At 60.7% G+C, this 14653-nt stretch carries 12 protein-coding genes; 6 read left to right on the forward strand and 6 right to left on the reverse strand.

Annotated features, from left to right (window positions below):
* The 6 genes from ERD80_RS13630 to hrpB form a co-directional block, all read right to left on the reverse strand.
* Positions 1-323: iron chelate uptake ABC transporter family permease subunit (locus ERD80_RS13630; RefSeq protein ID WP_168926278.1), on the reverse strand; the 323-nt coding region annotated here is incomplete at its 3' end.
* Positions 323-1201: a Fe(3+)-hydroxamate ABC transporter substrate-binding protein FhuD gene (fhuD, locus tag ERD80_RS13635; RefSeq protein WP_136547251.1), complete on the reverse strand. Its 879-nt coding sequence runs from the start codon at positions 1199-1201 to the stop codon at positions 323-325. The genes fhuD and ERD80_RS13630, both read right to left, overlap by 1 nt.
* Positions 1202-1210: 9 nt before the next feature.
* Positions 1211-2005: a Fe3+-hydroxamate ABC transporter ATP-binding protein FhuC gene (gene fhuC, locus ERD80_RS13640; RefSeq protein WP_136547253.1), complete on the reverse strand. Its 795-nt coding sequence runs from the start codon at positions 2003-2005 to the stop codon at positions 1211-1213.
* Positions 2006-2049: 44 nt separating this feature from the next.
* Positions 2050-4248 (reverse strand): ferrichrome porin FhuA, encoded by a 2199-nt coding sequence (fhuA, locus tag ERD80_RS13645; protein ID WP_088516629.1) that lies wholly within the window; start codon positions 4246-4248, stop codon positions 2050-2052.
* Positions 4249-4576: 328 nt separating this feature from the next.
* Positions 4577-7105 carry a bifunctional glycosyl transferase/transpeptidase gene (mrcB, locus tag ERD80_RS13650; protein WP_136547255.1) on the reverse strand — a complete coding sequence of 843 codons (2529 nt, stop codon included), beginning with the start codon at positions 7103-7105 and terminating at the stop codon, positions 4577-4579.
* 98 nt (positions 7106-7203) lie between these two features.
* Positions 7204-9681, reverse strand: a complete 2478-nt coding sequence (gene hrpB / locus ERD80_RS13655) for an ATP-dependent helicase HrpB (protein ID WP_136547257.1) — start codon at positions 9679-9681, stop codon at positions 7204-7206.
* Between the two features lie 35 nt (positions 9682-9716).
* Here hrpB and thpR point away from each other — a divergent pair, with 35 nt between their 5' ends.
* The 6 genes from thpR (at position 9717) to folK (ending at position 14610) form a co-directional block, all read left to right on the forward strand.
* Positions 9717-10256: an RNA 2',3'-cyclic phosphodiesterase gene (gene thpR, locus ERD80_RS13660; protein WP_136547259.1), complete on the forward strand. Its 540-nt coding sequence runs from the start codon at positions 9717-9719 to the stop codon at positions 10254-10256.
* Positions 10257-10973: a DNA/RNA nuclease SfsA gene (gene sfsA, locus ERD80_RS13665; protein ID WP_021507511.1), complete on the forward strand. Its 717-nt coding sequence runs from the start codon at positions 10257-10259 to the stop codon at positions 10971-10973.
* Positions 10974-11212: 239 nt separating this feature from the next.
* Positions 11213-11668, forward strand: coding sequence for an RNA polymerase-binding protein DksA (gene dksA / locus ERD80_RS13670; RefSeq protein WP_021507512.1), 456 nt, complete (start codon positions 11213-11215; stop codon positions 11666-11668).
* 73 nt (positions 11669-11741) lie between these two features.
* The gene (gene gluQRS / locus ERD80_RS13675; protein ID WP_136547280.1) at positions 11742-12674 is read left to right on the forward strand and encodes a tRNA glutamyl-Q(34) synthetase GluQRS; all 933 of its coding nucleotides are present in this window, start codon (positions 11742-11744) and stop codon (positions 12672-12674) included.
* A gap of 38 nt (positions 12675-12712) precedes the next feature.
* A complete protein-coding gene (gene pcnB, locus ERD80_RS13680; RefSeq protein WP_206099480.1) occupies positions 12713-14128 on the forward strand; it encodes a polynucleotide adenylyltransferase PcnB in 1416 nt (471 codons plus the stop codon).
* Positions 14125-14610 carry a 2-amino-4-hydroxy-6-hydroxymethyldihydropteridine diphosphokinase gene (folK, locus tag ERD80_RS13685; RefSeq protein WP_136547261.1) on the forward strand — a complete coding sequence of 162 codons (486 nt, stop codon included), beginning with the start codon at positions 14125-14127 and terminating at the stop codon, positions 14608-14610. Before pcnB ends, folK begins: the two co-directional genes overlap by 4 nt.
* Positions 14611-14653 lie beyond the last annotated feature (43 nt).

The following is a 14653-nucleotide window of genomic DNA, read 5'->3' on the forward strand; positions in this document are numbered from 1 at the left end:
AGCCACAGAGTGGCGACGGTCAGGCCAAGCTGCGCGCCGGAAGAGACGCCCAGCGTGGTCGGCTCCGCCAGCGGATTGCGCAGCACCTGCTGGAACAGCAGGCCCGCGAGGCCAAGTCCGGCCCCGACCAGCAGCGCCAGCGCCAGCCGCGACAGCAGGCTGTAGTGGAACACCACCTGACGGATGTTATCGATATCCGGCGCGAACATCGCCTGCTGCCACTGCGCCAGCGGCAGCGCCTGGCGCAGGTTGATAAACGTGAGCGCCAGCGCCAGTAAACTGAGCACGCTGAGCAGCGTGACGGGAAACAGACGGTTGCGCATCAGTGCGACTCCAGCGCGCGTTCCAGCACGCGAATAAATTTGATGGCTGAGTAAGTGGCGCCGTAATACCACACCGCCGGCACCCGCCGGAAACGGCCGGAACGGACAAACGGCAGCGCCTGCCACAGTGCGCTTTGCGTCACCTGCTGCATATCGCGTTCGTTATCGTGATCGAAGCAGATCACCTCAGCGTCACCGACCTCCGCCAGCCGCTCCAGACCGACCACCGCACTGCCCCAGAAGTTGGTTTCGCCCTGCCAGGCATTGCGCAGGCCAAGCTGCTCCATCACTTCGAGGAACAGGCTGCCTTTACCGAAAGTAATGGCGTGACGCGGATCCATCAGCGACATCAGCAGCAGCGGACGCTGCGCCCACGGACGTAACCGCTCACGCGCGGCAGCCACTTCACCATCCACCCATTGCAAATGGGCCTGTGCCTGCGCTTCAAGGCCAAGCCGGGCAGCCAGCGCATGCAGCGATGTGCGCGCGGTGGTGAACGGTTTGCCATCGCCGCTGTTGAGGTCAAAGCCCATCGTCGGCGCAATGCGCTCCAGCTTGTCGACCGCCGGGCCGTAACCGTTGGAGTGCAGGATCAGTGACGGTGCCAGCTGGGTCATCAGTTCCAGATTGGGTTCGGTGCGTAAGCCGAGATCGAGGGTGCCGGCCGGCAAGACCGGGTCACCCACCCAGATGGCGTAGTTGTGCAGATCGGCCACGCCGAGCGGGGCGACGCCGAGCGCCATCAGCAACTCCACCGGCAGCCACTCCAGCGCCAGGATGCGCTGGCTGTCCGGCGGCGCGGCGCGCAGCGGTGCAAGGTTCATCAGCGGTGAGAGCGCCAGCGCGGTCAGCAGACGACGACGGGAAATGTCGAACATCACGAGGCCTCAGTAGACAAAGCTGACGGGCGCGCCGCCCTGCGGATGCGGCAGAATGCCCATCGGAATGCCATAAATATCACCCAGCACCCCGGCCTGCATAATCGCTTCCGGTCCGCCTTGCGCGATCACTTCGCCCGCGCGCAGCGCCACCAGCCGGTCACAGTAGCGAGCCGCCATGTTGAGATCGTGCAGTACCGCTATCACCGTCAGGCCGCGTTCGTGGCTGAGGCGCTGAATCAGCGCCAGCACATCCACCTGATGAGCGATATCCAGCGCAGATGTGGGTTCGTCCAGCAGCAGGCAGCGGCTGTTCTGCGCCACCAGCATCGCCAGCCACGCACGCTGCCGCTCGCCGCCGGACAGGCTGTCCACCAGCCGCCCGGCGAAGGGTTTCAGTCCAACCAGCGCAATCGCCTCGTCTACCCGATCGCGATCTTCCTGGCCGTAGCGCCCCAGCGCACCGTGCCACGGATAGCGCCCAATCGCCACCAGCTCGCGCACCGTCATGCCCTCCGCCGCGGGCAGCTGCTGCGGCAGATAGGCCACCTGACGTGCAAAGGCTTTACTGCTCCAGGTATCAACCGCCTCACCGTTGAGCATCACGCGCCCTTCGCTGGCGGCATGGTGACGGCCGAGCATCTTCAGCAGCGTGGATTTACCGGAACCGTTATGCCCGATCAGCGCGGTGACTTTGCCCGGGGCGAAAGTCAGCGACAGCGGATGCAGCAGCGTGCGGTCGGGTACACGGAAGCTGACGTTTTCCAGTGAAAAGGTGGTTTCTGCGTGGTGCGGATGCTGCATGATAATCCCTGGTTAACGGGCGCCGCAGCGCCCTGTGTTCAGTATCAGAAGCGGAAGGTGGCGGTACCGACGATCTGGCGCTCTGCGCCCCAGTAGCAGGCGTAGTCGCGGTAGCAGCTGGCAACGTATTCGCGATCGAACAGGTTGTTGATATTGACGCCGACGGTTGAGCCCGGCAAGCCGAAGCGGCCCAGATCGTACTTCAGTGCAGCATCTACAGTGGTGTAAGCGGCGACGTCAAAGTTCTGGTTGGCATTTGCGCCGCTGGCGTACAGACCTTTGCTTTCACCCACGTAGCGCACCCCGGCACCCACGGTGAAGCCCGACAGTGCGGTTTCGTGGAAGGTGTAATCACCCCACAGCGAGGCCATGTGCTTCGGCACCTGCACCGGTGTACGGCCTTTCAGCAGGGTGTCTTCGGTGTATTCCGCATCGGTATAAGAGTAAGCCGCCGTCAGGTTGATGTTGGCGTTAAGCGCCGCTTTGGCTTCCAGCTCGACGCCGCGGGAGCGAATCTCCCCTCCCTGCACACTAAATTGCAGACTGTTCGGATCTGCTGTCAGGTTTTTGGTTTTAGTCAGCTGATAAACCGCCGCGGTGACCACAATCGGGCGATCTTTTGGCACGTATTTTACGCCAGCCTCATACTGCTTCGCGCGGGATGGGTCAAAAGGTTTCCCATCAACCGTGGTGCCAGTCGTTGGGATAAAGGATTCGCTGTAGCTGAAATACGGCGCGATACCATTATCAAACACATAGTTCACACCACCGCGCCAGGTAAATGCCTGGTCGTGGTTTTTTACTTCGCTGTTACCGTTACGGTTCAGTGCGGAGGTCATCGCATAATCGTATCGCCCGCCCAGCGTCAGCACCCATTTATTCCATTCCATCTGATCCTGCGTATACAGGCCAGTTTGTTCCTGACGGTTCAGATATTGATAGGGGAAGGCGGCACCCACAGCATCATTACCGTACTGCGGATCAATCGCGTTGATAGGCGCTGCGGAGGCAAAGGCAGCATCAATATCATTACGGGTGCGCTGATAATCAACCCCCATCAGCAGCGTATGATCGACCGCACCGGTAGCAAATTTTGCCTGCACCTGATTATCGACGGCAAACTGATTCAGTTTCTCATCGGAAATGGCTGAACCACGCGTAATCTGTTGTGATTCAGGCAGATAGCCGTTGCCATAAATACTGCGATAATTCGTTTTCAGCTCGGCATAGCGCAGATTCTGGCGCACCGTCCAGGTATCGTTAAAGCTGTGCTCAAAGTTGTAGCCAACCATTTTGGTGTTGCGCGAGATCTTATTGCTGTCTTCGCCTTCATCAAAATTGGTGGGCAGCTTATAACTGCTGCCGTCCGGCCGGGTGATGCCCACCACGGTGCCTTCGCGCGGCAGCCAGCCGTAATAGCCAGTTTCCGGTTCGTTCTGGAAGTAGGTCAGCAGGTCAAAGCGGGTATTGGCATCGGGACGCCAGCTGAACGAAGGCGCAAGGGTATAGCGCTTCTCTTTGTTCATCTCCTGTTGCGCATCGGCGCTGCGCGCCAGGCCGGTCAGGCGATAGCTGTAAACACCGTCATCATCCAGTGAGCCGCCAAAATCGAAGCCGGTGGAGAACAGGTTGTCGGTGCCCATCTGGAACTGGACTTCACGCAGCGTCTCCTGGGTCGGCCGCTTGCTCACCAGTGATACCACACCGCCCGGGTTGCTCTTACCGTACAGCACCGACACCGGACCACGCAGCAGTTCCGCGCGCTCAAGGAAATAAGGATCGATAGCGAATTCGGAATAGTTGTCACCCTGCAGCTTCAGGCCATCCAGATACTGGTTGGTGTTGGTTTCGCTGAAGCCGCGAATCGACAGCGCATCGATAACGTCCGAGCTGCCGCGGTTACCGGTCAGCACGCCTGGCGTGTAATTGAACGCACCTTTGACGCTGGTCACCGCATGCATTGACATCTCTTCCTGCGTCACCACCGACACCGACTGCGGATTCTTCTCGATTGGCGTATCGGTTTTGGTGCCGGTCGCGCTGTGTTTAGCGGCGATGGTCGGCGACGGTCCCCATGCACTCTCCTGCGCGACGCCGCTGCCGCCATCAGCCGTCACCACCACGGTATCTTCGGCCAGCGCCTGCATGCTGAGTGTGCCCAGAGTCAGGGAAATCAATAACGCGAGCGGTCGACGGGTGGTCACCGCGCGCAGAGAACAAGGAAAAGTGTTTCGCGCATTCATAGTGGGATCTCATGAAAATAGAACAATGCAGGCGAATGGAAACGAGAATGATTATTAGACGCACGGATTTTAGGCGAAACCCGGCAAGCACCGCAAGATGTAATGCCTGCTGGCGGTGAGTTTGCCAGCGGATCGCACATATCCATGATCGCGGCTAAAAAAATGGCGGGCAAAGAAAAAGGCGCCGCAGCGCCAGTGGGAGTTAAATTCAGTTTATAGGTAAGGCTCAGGCTGGAGCGCCGCCATGTATCTGGCGCCGCCACGTGGTGGTAAAACGCCGGCACTGCATAGGCTCTGAAGGTATAAAGCCGGTGCAGTGCCGGATGGCTTATTTACTGCCAAACATATCTTTAATCCAGCCCGCGACGCCGTCAGAGTCTTTCTGCTCGCCCTGCGGCTGTTGCTGTTGCTGCTGTTGCTGTTGCTGCTCTTGCTGTTGCTGCTGCTGAATCTGCTGCTGTTGCTGCTGGCACAGCGCGTTCGGATCCAGCGCCCACACCGGCAGCGAACGCCAGGTGCTGCTGCCGCTGCCGCAGACAAAGTTACCGGCCGAATCGATATTCATCTGAGTGATATCTTCCGGTGGCGTCAGGACCAGTGGCATCGGCGCCTGGTTGTCGAGGTAGCGACGATAGATCTGCATCGCACCACTGGCACCGTACAGCTTCGAGGTCTGGTTGTTGTCGCGGCCAACCCAAGTGATCGCCACTTCTTTGCCATCAATACCGGCAAACCAGCTGTCGATCAGGTCATTGGTGGTACCGGTTTTCGCCGCCAGATGCGCACCCGGGAAGCGTGCGCCCAGCGCCCGCGCCGTACCGTGATCGGCCACCTGCTGCATGGTATACAGCGTCAGATACGCCGCCTGCGCCGGCTCAACGCGCTGCGCCTGCGGGAAGCTCTGATACAGCACCGTGCCATCTTCCGCAATTACCGAGCGCACCGCCGACAGCGCAGCGCGGTTACCGCCGCTGGCAATTGACTGGAACGCCTGCGCCACTTCAATCGGCGTCAGATTAAGCGCCCCCAGCAGCATGGCCGGTACCGGATGCAGCTGATCTTTTGGCACGCCCAGTTTAGTCCAGGTATCCACTACCGCATCGAGTCCCAGCGTCATACCGAGGTTAACGGTTGGCACGTTCATCGAGTTAGTCAGTGCATCCACCAGCATCACTTTACCGCTGAAGCGACGATCGTCGTTCATCGGCTTCCACACCGAACCGTTTGGCTGTTTCAGCGCGATCGGCTCGTCGGCGATCCAGCTGTTCAGGCGATAGCTGTTTGGCTGGCTGAGGGCGGTCAGATAGGTCGCCGGTTTGGCCAGTGAACCAATCGAGCGACGCGCCTGCAGCGCGCGGTTATAGCCGGCAAACTGTGGATCGGCACCGCCGACCATGGCGCGCACTTCACCACTGAAGCGGTCGACCACCACCATCGCGGTTTCCAGATCTTTCAGCCCGCGCTGTTTCTTCAGCGTGGGAATGCCGTCTTCAACCGCTTTTTCCGCCGCATCCTGCGAAATCGGATCGAGCGTGGTGAAGATCTTCACGCCGGAGAGGTCTTTGACCTTATCACCCAGCTTCGCCTGCAGCTCATTACGCACCATCTGCATAAATGCCGGCTGCGGCGTGATCACCCCGCCTTTCGGCTGGACACCAAGCGGCCGCGCCGACAGCATGTCGTACAGCTCCTGGTCGATCACCTTCTGCTGTTGCAGCAGACGCAGCACCAGGTTACGACGCTCCAGCGCCAGCTGCGGATTACGCCACGGATTGTACAGCGACGCACCTTTAACCATGCCGACCAGCATCGCCTGCTGATCAAGGCTCAGTTCGTCCACCGGGCGGCCAAAGTAGTACAGGCTGGCCAGCGGGAAACCGCGGATTTGGTCATTGCCCGCCTGGCCGAGATACACCTCGTTCAGGTACAGCTCAAGAATGCGATCTTTGCTGTAGCGCGCATCCATGATCACCGCCATATAAGCTTCACGCGCTTTACGCCACAGCGAGCGTTCGTTGGTGAGGAACAGGTTTTTCACCAGCTGCTGCGTCAGCGTACTGCCGCCCTGCACCGCTTTACCGGCGGTGATATTGGCAAGGAAGGCGCGACCAATCGAGTACGGGCTGATACCGTCATGCTCGTAGAAGTGGCGGTCTTCGGTGGCGATCAGCGTATCGACCAGCAGATCCGGGAACCCGGCGCGCGGCACAAACAGACGCTGCTCGCCGTTTGGCGACTGCAACATGGTGATCAGCCGCGGATCGAGGCGGAAGAAGCCAAAGTCGCGTCCGGTATCGAGGTTTTTAATCTCGCTCAGCTCGTTGTTACTGAAGGTGAGACGCGCGTTAATCTGGCCCTCTTTGCTGTCCGGAAAATCAAACGGACGGCGCAGCAGGTCGATAGTGTTGCCTTTCACGCTGAACTCACCCGGACGGGTAATGCGCGACACTTCGCGATACTGCGTGCCTTCCAGCAGCGCAATCATCTCTTTCTTGTCGTAAGCCATGCCCGGTTCGAGGCTAACCATGCGCCCGTACACGGCCGCTGGCAGCTGCCACACTTTACCGTCAATGCGGCTGCGGATTTCCGAATCGAGATAGACGCCCCAGGCGGCCATCACCACGACAAACACCAGGAAGAGTTTAATCAACCAGCCTAACCAGCGGCGTTTGCCACGCGTTGGACGTTTTCCTTTACCTTTGGGTGGCACCGGCGCACTCTCCTCATCATCTTCGTCAAAATCGTCCTGATCGATATCATCTTCAGGCTCCCTGCGGCGACCCCGGCGCGTAACGTTACGCGGCGGCTTTGGCGCTTTTCCTTTGCGCCCAATAGGTTCGCGATCGTTCCCAGACATGCTTTGTTTTCTCCAGGCATAGCTACGGCAGCGCCGCTACTCTAACTGCTTTCTCGTGCCGCGCATGGCAGAACCCTCTGAATTCGATCCACTGCGGGCTACGAGGAATATTTTTTGGTGCGCCTCGTCGGCAAGGCGCTGGCCGGATCGTCCGGCCACGGATGTTTGGGATAGCGCCCTTTCATCTCTTTCTGCACTTCAGGATACGCACCGCGCCAGAACGCCGCGAGGTCACGGGTGATCTGCAGCGGACGGTGCGCCGGCGAAAGCAGCTCCAGCACCAGCGCAACGCGTCCATCGGCAACCGCCGGGTTCTGCGCCTCGCCAAACATCTCCTGCATACGCACCGCCAGCGCGGGGGGCTTTTCCGCGTCGTAGCGAATCGGCAGGCGACTTCCGGTCGGCACAGTGTAATGAGTTGGCAGCACAGTATCCAGCCGCTGCCGCTGTGACCATGTCAGCAAATGTAATAAAGCGCTGACAAGATTAACGCTCTGCAGCCCTTTCAAATCGCGTACTGCGCCCATCTCCGGCAGCAGCCAGTGCTCCAGCGAGGCCAGCAGTGTGTCATCATCCAGCGTCGGCCACGCCTCTTCCGGCAGCCACTGCGCGGCGCACTGCAGGCGCACACGCAGCTGCTCTGCCTCTGGCGTCCAGCCGAGCACCGCCAGCCCTTTTTCGCGGATCCAGCGCAGCATCGCCGGATGCAGGATCTCCGGCTCGGGCCGCGCCTGCGGCTGGGCCCGCAGGATCAGCGCGCCAATCGCTTCCCGCCTCCACGCGCGCAGCGTGCCTTTGTCTTCATCCCAGTCCACATCGGTGCGCTGCTCCACCAGCTGCGGGCACTGCTGGCGCAGCGCATCCATCTCTACCGGCAGCGCCAGCAGCATGCGCGCATCGGCGCTGCTGGCCCCCTGCAGCAGGCTCGGGGCAATCAGCCACTCATAGCGGCTCAGGCCGTCGTGCTCATCCAGCATCGCGCCGATACCATTGGCGAGCTGATAGCGCGCGCTGTGACCGCGACGCTGCGCCAGCCGGTCAGCAAACCCGGCGGCCAGCAGCGCCGGGAAGCGATCGGCGTCAACGCGCCCCTGACCTGCATTCAGGCGCTGCTGCCAGTGGCGCGCGCGCCGCAGCCACTGCGGCTGTGGCTGGTTGAGCGCATCACGCAGATCGACACTGCCGCTGCGCGGCGGATCCTCCAGAATCGCCACCAGCAGCGCCGCGCTGGCGATGGCGTGCACATCATCGCCGGCGGCGCACAGCATCGCCGTGAGACGCGGATCGCTGCCGAGCTGCGCCATTTTACGACCGCGCGCGCTGAGCCGCCCTTCGCTATCCAGCGCGCCGAGCCGCTGCAGCTGTTGACGTGCCGCCTGCAGGCTGCGCGCCGGTGGACTATCCAGCCATTGCAGCTGAGCCGCGTCCTGACAGCCCCACTGCAGTAAATCCAGCTGCAGCGAGGCCAGATCGCTGGTGAGTATCTCCGGCTCACTCTGCGCCGCCGCACGCAGCGCCTGCTCCTGCGGCAGCAGATGCAGACAGATCCCCGGCGCCAGGCGACCGGCGCGGCCAGCGCGCTGCGTCATTGATGCCTGGCTGATGCGCTGGGTCAGCAAACGCGTCACGCCGCTGCGCACGTCAAACTGCGCCGCGCGCTCCAGTGCGCTGTCCACCACCAGGCGGATGCCTTCAATCGTCAGGCTGGTCTCGGCGATATTGGTGGCGAGCACCACTTTACGCCGGCCCGGCGCGGCCGGCAGGATGGCCCGCCGCTGCGCCTCCAGCGACAGCGCACCATATAAAGGAGATAAATCCACCTCATCACTGACGCGCGACACCAGTTCACGCTTCACCCGTTCAATCTCCGCCACGCCGGGCAGAAACAGCAGCAGCGAACCGGGCTCGTCACGCAGCAACTGTGCCACCTCGCGCGCCACCGCCTCTTCAAACCGCTGCTGCGGATTGAGCGAAGCGTAACGTCGAATCACCGGAAAGCTGCGCCCCTGTGACGCAATAAACGGCGCGTCGGGCAGTAGCCTGCGTAGCTGCTGATTATCCAGCGTTGCCGACATCAGCAGAATTTTCAGGTCGTCGCGCAATCCCTGCTGCACATCAAGCAGCAGCGCCAGCGCCAGGTCAGCCTGCAGGCTGCGCTCATGGAATTCGTCGAGGATCACCAGCGATACGCCCTCCAGCAGCGGATCGCGCTGCAGCATGCGCGTCAGAATGCCTTCGGTGACCACCAGCAGACGTGTCGCTGCGCTGCTGCAGTTTTCCCCGCGCAGCCGATAGCCTACCGTCCCGCCCGGCTGTTCACCCAGCTGTTCCGCCAGCCGCTGTGCCACGTTGCGTGCCGCCAGCCGGCGCGGCTCCAGCATGATGATTTGCCCTGACAGCTGCGCCTGTTGCAGCAGCTGTAGCGGCAGCCAGGTGGATTTCCCGGCGCCGGTCGGGGCCGCCAGCAGCACCTGTGGCGACTGCGCCAGCGCGGCCAGCAATGCAGGCAGTACCTCGCTTACCGGTAACTCACTCACACTCAACTCCCACTCTGCCTGTGCTAAGATGGCGCGCATTGTACACCACCCGGCGCCAATTACCGGAGTTCAGCATGGCCACGCAACGACTGTTTTTTGCCCTCGAATTGCCTGATGCCCTCCAGCAACAGCTGGTGCAATGGCGGGCCGATTGCTTCGCCGCAGACGCGGGTAAACCGGTGGCGGCGGCGAATCTGCACCTGACGCTGGCGTTTCTCGGTGAGGTCAGCACGGAAACGGCGGAGCAGCTGCAGCAGCTGGCGGCACGCATCCGCCAGCCGGGCTTTACGCTGGATCTCGATGACGCCGGTCACTGGCCGCGTCCCGGCGTGGTGTGGCTTGGCTGCCAGCGCGCGCCGCGCGGTTTACTGCAGCTGGCCAACCTGCTGCGCGCCCAGGCCGCGCGCCATGGCTGTGCGCAGAGTACGCAGCCGTTCCATCCCCACATCACCCTGCTGCGCCACGCTGCGCAGGCCGTGGCGCTGCCGCCGCGCGGTTTTCACTGGCGCATTGAGGTGAGTCATTTCGCGCTGTTTGCGTCCAGCTTCACGCAGGGACGCACGCGCTATCGCCGGCTGGCGCGCTGGCCACTGTTATCTGCCGCAGGAGCATAAATGCAGTTCGATCCGCCGTTACAATCAGCCCGCTTAATCACCCGCTATAAACGTTTTTTAGCCGATGTCATTACGCCTGAAGGTGACACATTTACCCTGCACTGCGCCAATACCGGCGCGATGACCGGCTGCGCCACGCCAGGCGACACCGTGTGGTACTCCACCTCGGCCAGCGCGACGCGCAAATATCCGCACAGCTGGGAAATAACGCAAACCGCGCAGGGCCACTGGATTTGCGTCAACACCCTGCGCGCCAACCAACTGGTGCGCGAGGCGCTGCTGCGCGATGCAATTCCGGAATTATCCGCTTATAGCCACTGCCAGGCTGAGGTGAAATACGGCACGGAAAAAAGCCGAATTGACTTCCTGTTGCAAGCGGAGGGCAAAGCCAACTGCTATATTGAAGTCAAGTCCGTCACCCTTTTACAAAATGGTAAAGGCTATTTTCCGGATGCGGTGACGGCTCGTGGACAGAAACATCTGCGCGAATTAAGCACTATCGCGGCAGAAGGCCACCGGGCCGTTTTGTTGTTTGCTGTTCTGCACACGGGGATTGAGGACGTTTCCCCGGCGCACCATATCGATGCGCAATACGCAGAACTACTGGTACAGGCGCAGCGCTGCGGTGTGGAAGTGTTGGCGTATCAGGCTCAGATTTCACCGGCAGAAATGTTACTTACCCGGCCGTTAACGGTAACGATTAACGCACAGTTGTAATATTTAACGTTATTTGCTGTGATAAGAATGTTCTGAGCGGTGCGCTAAATACGCTGTTCCTCACAGGCTTGTCAAGGTGCGTTCATGAATAATTGCCAACCTTGATTGCTTCTGCTATTTATAGCGGCCTGTTTTTTTCCCTGATGGGAATCGATATGCCCCGCATGCGTCGGGTTGCAGGCAAAGGCTTTCGCAATCTGAAACAGAACGGGTAGTGCGTGTTATCCAGGAGAAACAACATGCAAGAAGGGCAAAACCGTAAAACATCGTCCCTGAGTATCCTCGCCATCGCTGGGGTGGAGCCGTATCAGGAGAAACCGGGCGAAGAGTATATGAATGACGCCCAGCTGAGCCATTTCCGCAAGATTCTGGAAGCCTGGCGCAACCAACTCAGGGATGAAGTAGACCGTACTGTGTCGCATATGCAGGACGAAGCTGCCAACTTCCCGGATCCGGTTGACCGTGCCGCCCAGGAAGAGGAGTTCAGCCTGGAGCTGCGTAACCGCGATCGTGAGCGCAAACTCATTAAAAAGATTGAGAAAACGCTCAAGAAAGTGGAAGACGACGACTTTGGCTACTGCGAATCCTGTGGGGTCGAAATTGGTATCCGCCGTCTCGAAGCGCGTCCGACCGCCGATCTCTGCATTGACTGCAAAACGCTGGCAGAAATCCGCGAGAAGCAGATGGCAGGCTAATGGCCGTTAACAGACTGTCGCCGCACAGCCGGGAAAACCACTGTTTTCCCGCCGTGCGGTGTACCAAAGCATGATGTCCGCCACGCTTCCCTGCATCGGGCGTTTCGCCCCCTCTCCTTCCGGTGATCTTCATTTCGGTTCGCTGATAGCCGCATTAGGCAGCTACCTGAGCGCGCGCGCGCAGCAGGGCCGCTGGCTGGTGCGCATTGAAGATATTGATCCGCCGCGTGAAGTCGCCGGTGCCGCAACGCGCATCCTGCGTCAGCTGACCCATTATGGGCTGCACTGGGACGGCGACGTGCTGTGGCAGTCGCAGCGCCACGAGGCCTATCGCGCGGCGCTGAGCTGGCTGCGCGAACACCGTCAAAGCTACTTTTGTACCTGCCCGCGCAGCCGCATTCAGCAGCTGGGCGGCTTTTACGACGGTCACTGCCGCGATTTACATTTGCCGCCGGACGGCGCCGCGCTGCGGCTGCGTCAGCATGCGCCGGTGTACGGCTTTGACGATCGCCTGCGCGGCCATTTGCAGGCGGAGCCGCGTCTGGCGCAGGAAGACTTTATTATTCACCGTCGTGATGGACTGTTCGCCTATAACCTTGCGGTGGTGATCGATGACCATTTTCAGGGCGTGACGGAGATTGTGCGCGGTGCGGATTTGATTGAGCCGACGGTGCGTCAGATTGCGCTGTATCAGCAGTTTGGCTGGCCGGTGCCGGCTTATCTGCATCTGCCGCTGGCAATTAACCCGGACGGTAATAAATTGTCGAAGCAGAACCACGCGCCAGCCTTACCGGACGGCGATCCGCGACCGGTGCTGGTGCAGGCGCTGAGCTTCCTGGGGCAGTCGGTTTTGCCAGGCTGGCAGGACCATGGGCTGGAGGCGTTGCTGGAGCATGCCGTTACACACTGGGATAGCGCATCGATTCCGCGGCATGATGCGCAACAACCGGATGAGGCGACAACGCCATTCCTAAATGGTTCGCAACAGGCTATGATTAGCCGCTGATTTTATTCACACCCATTTTCTCACTGTCGAGGTGTCCCATTTTTACCCGAGTCGCTAATTTTTGCCGGAGAGTCCTCAAGCGTGATGAGGAGGCCCCTGAAGAGGTGGAAACCGTAAGTCTGATGACCGTTATCCCCCGGGAAAGCCACAATATCTCACGCAAAGATATCAGCGAAAACGCTCTCAAAGTGCTGTATCGCCTGAACAAAGCCGGATACGAAGCCTATCTGGTTGGCGGCGGCGTGCGCGATTTGCTGCTGGGTAAAAAGCCGAAGGACTTTGACGTGACCACCAACGCCACGCCGGAGCAGATGCGTAAGCTATTCCGCAACTGCCGCCTGGTCGGGCGTCGCTTCCGTCTGGCGCATGTGATGTTCGGTCCGGAAGTGATCGAAGTCGCTACGTTCCGCGGCCACCATCAGGAAGAGAGCGTCGACGATCGCAACGGTTCGCAGCGCGGTCAGAACGGCATGCTGCTGCGCGACAACATTTTTGGCAACATTGAAGATGATGCGCAGCGCCGCGATTTAACCATCAACAGCCTCTATTACAGCGTGGCTGATTTCACCGTACGCGATTACGTCGGTGGCCTGCAGGATCTGCAGGAAGGCATCATCCGCATGATTGGCGATCCGGAAACGCGCTACCGCGAAGATCCGGTGCGTATGCTGCGCGTGGTGCGCTTCGCCGCCAAGCTGGACATGAGCATTGCGGCGGAAACCGCCGAGCCGATTCCCCGCCTCGCCACGCTGCTGAATGACATTCCGCCGGCGCGCCTGTTTGAAGAGTCGCTGAAGCTGCTGCAGGCCGGTTACGGTTATCGCACCTATCTGATGATGCGCGAATACCAGCTGTTCCAGCCGCTGTTCCCGACGCTGGCGCGCAACTTCACCGAACAGGGCGACAGCCCGATGGAACGCATGCTGGCCCAGGTGCTGAAAAACACCGATACCCGCCTGCACAACGACATGCGCGTGAATCCGGCGTTCCTGTTTGCGGCGATGTTCTGGTATCCGCAGCTGGAGTCAGCCGAGCAGATTGCGCAGGAGAGCGGCCTGACCTATTTCGACGCGTTTGCGCTGTCCATGAACGAAACGCTGGATGAAGCCTGCCGTGCGCTGGCGATTCCGAAACGTATCACCACGCTGATTCGCGATATCTGGCAGCTGCAGCTGCGCATGTCGCGGCGTCACGGTAAGCGCGCATGGAAGCTGATGGAGCATCCTAAATTCCGCGCCGCCTACGACCTGCTGGCGCTGCGCGCAGAAGTCGAGAACAACGCCGAGCTGCTGCGCCTCAGCCAGTGGTGGGGCGAGTTCCAGTCGGCGGTGCCGACACAGCAGAAAACCATGCTCAATACTTTGGGTGACGATCCGGCCCCGCGCCGTAAACCACGCCGTCCACGCCGTCGTCCAGCTGGCCCGCGCCGCGACAGCAACCACAGCGCGTCATGACGCGGGTCTATCTCGCCTTAGGCAGTAATCTCGCCGATCCGCTGCATCAGGTTGATGCAGCGCTGGCCGCGCTGGATGCCATTCCCGATACCCACCGCGTAGCCACCTCCGCGTTATATCGCACGCCACCGTACGGCCCGCCGGATCAACCGGATTACCTCAACGCCGTGGTGGCACTGGAGACCACACTGGCCGCGGAAACGCTGCTCGATCACACCCAGCGCATTGAGCTGGAGCATGGCCGGGTGCGCAAAGCCGAACGCTGGGGACCGCGCACACTGGACCTCGATATTATGCTGTTCGGCAATGCGGTGATCCACACGCCGCGTCTGACGGTGCCGCACTACGATATGCACAACCGCGCCTTTATGCTGGTGCCGCTGCTGGAGATCGCGCCAGCGCTGCGCCTGCCGAACGGCCAGCCGCTGGCTGGCATTCTGGCGACGCTGGACCGCAGCAGCATCCGCTTGTGGTCCGCCTGACGCGGCAGAATCGCACGCCCGTCGTATCGCCTTTGCAATCAAT

Origin of the sequence: Pantoea sp. R102 (genome assembly GCF_004916815.1) — a bacterium.
Taxonomy (GTDB): domain Bacteria; phylum Pseudomonadota; class Gammaproteobacteria; order Enterobacterales; family Enterobacteriaceae; genus Pantoea; species Pantoea dispersa.

Excerpts from the sequence above, each read along its gene's own strand:
- fhuD (WP_136547251.1), bottom strand. The coding sequence starts at position 1,201 with ATGTTCGACATTTCCCGTCGTCGTCTGCTGACCGCGCTGGCGCTCTCA.
- fhuC (WP_136547253.1), bottom strand. The coding sequence starts at position 2,005 with ATGCAGCATCCGCACCACGCAGAAACCACCTTTTCACTGGAAAACGTC.
- fhuA (WP_088516629.1), bottom strand. The coding sequence starts at position 4,248 with ATGAATGCGCGAAACACTTTTCCTTGTTCTCTGCGCGCGGTGACCACC.
- mrcB (WP_136547255.1), bottom strand. The coding sequence starts at position 7,105 with ATGTCTGGGAACGATCGCGAACCTATTGGGCGCAAAGGAAAAGCGCCA.
- hrpB (WP_136547257.1), bottom strand. The coding sequence starts at position 9,681 with ATGCGCGCCATCTTAGCACAGGCAGAGTGGGAGTTGAGTGTGAGTGAG.
- thpR (WP_136547259.1), top strand. The coding sequence starts at position 9,717 with ATGGCCACGCAACGACTGTTTTTTGCCCTCGAATTGCCTGATGCCCTC.
- sfsA (WP_021507511.1), top strand. The coding sequence starts at position 10,257 with ATGCAGTTCGATCCGCCGTTACAATCAGCCCGCTTAATCACCCGCTAT.
- dksA (WP_021507512.1), top strand. The coding sequence starts at position 11,213 with ATGCAAGAAGGGCAAAACCGTAAAACATCGTCCCTGAGTATCCTCGCC.
- gluQRS (WP_136547280.1), top strand. The coding sequence starts at position 11,742 with ATGTCCGCCACGCTTCCCTGCATCGGGCGTTTCGCCCCCTCTCCTTCC.
- folK (WP_136547261.1), top strand. The coding sequence starts at position 14,125 with ATGACGCGGGTCTATCTCGCCTTAGGCAGTAATCTCGCCGATCCGCTG.